Below are 1,422 nucleotides of genomic sequence, written 5' to 3'. Positions count from 1 at the left end.
ATTTACTATCGCTTGATGGGTTTCTTCTCTACCATTGCCTTGAGTACCAATATCTTGTTTTTGGTGGGTATTTTGTCTGCCATGCAGGCAACGCTGACCCTGCCGGGTATTGCCGCGTTGGCATTGACATTGGGTATGGCGATTGACTCTAACGTATTGATTAACGAGCGTATCCGTGAAGAATTACGCGGAGGCATACCACCTCAACAGGCCATCAACCTCGGTTTCCAACATGCTTGGGCAACCATTGTCGACTCTAACTTGACCTCTCTGATTGCTGGTATCGCTTTGTTGGTATTCGGTTCCGGCCCGGTACGTGGTTTTGCTGTTGTGCACTGTATCGGTATTCTGACCTCGATGTACTCGTCTGTGGTCGTGTTCCGTGCTTTGGTCAACCTGTGGTACGGCCGCCGTCGCAAATTGCGGAATATTTCCATTGGTGCGGTATGGAAGCCGAAAGCTGAAATGGCAGAAGGCAAGGAGTAAAACATGGAATTATTTAAAATCAAACGCGATATTCCGTTTATGAGCTACGGCAAACTGACGACCTTTATTTCGTTGGTTACGTTTATCGCCGCCGTGTTCTTTTTGGTAACCAAAGGCCTGAATTTCTCCGTCGAATTTACCGGCGGTACGGTGATGGAAGTCCAATATCAGCAGGGTGTTGATGTGAATAAAACACGCGAACGCCTCGATACGCTGAAAATGGGCGATGTACAGGTTCAGGCATTGGGTACGAACAAGCACATCATGATCCGCCTGCCGAACAAAGAAGGCGTAACCTCCGCCCAGTTGTCCAACCAAGTGATGGATTTGCTGAAAAAAGACAATCCTGACGTTACCTTGCGCCAAGTCGAATTCATCGGTCCTCAAGTCGGCGAAGAATTGGTCACTAACGGTTTGATGGCATTAGGTTTCGTGGTGGCAGGTATTATTATTTACTTGTCCATGCGTTTTGAGTGGCGTTTTGCAGTATCGGCGATTATTGCGAATATGCACGATATCGTGATCATTCTCGGCTGTTTCGCCTTCTTCCAATGGGAATTCTCTCTGACTGTCTTGGCAGGTATTTTGGCAGTTCTGGGTTATTCCGTGAACGAGTCTGTGGTGGTGTTTGACCGTATTCGTGAAAACTTCCGCAAACCGCATATGCGCGGCCATACTGTTCCGGAGGTCATCGACAATGCGATTACCGCAACCATGAGCCGTACCATCATTACTCACGGTTCGACCGAGGCAATGGTTGTTTCTATGCTGGTGTTCGGCGGTGCGGCCTTGCACGGTTTCTCTATGGCGCTGACCATCGGTATCGTGTTCGGTATTTACTCTTCCGTATTGGTTGCCAGCCCGCTCTTGCTGATGTTCGGTTTGAGCCGTGAGAACATTGCCAAAGAAGTGAAGAAAAAAGAAGAAGTGGTAGTT

At 48.4% G+C, this 1,422-nt stretch carries 2 protein-coding genes; both read left to right on the top strand.

Annotated features, from left to right (window positions below; genetic code table 11):
- A partial coding sequence (locus ACTHUM_RS14100) for an MMPL family transporter (protein WP_440403181.1) occupies window positions 1–486 on the top strand: 486 nt, incomplete at its 5' end.
- A 3-nt stretch (window positions 487–489) separates the two neighbouring features.
- On the top strand, window positions 490–1,422 hold a 933-nt coding region (secF, locus tag ACTHUM_RS14095; protein WP_003686183.1), incomplete at its 3' end, for a protein translocase subunit SecF.

The sequence above is a fragment of the Neisseria sp. P0021.S006 genome (assembly GCF_051956895.1).
This window is presented reverse-complemented; position numbering and strand designations above follow the sequence as displayed.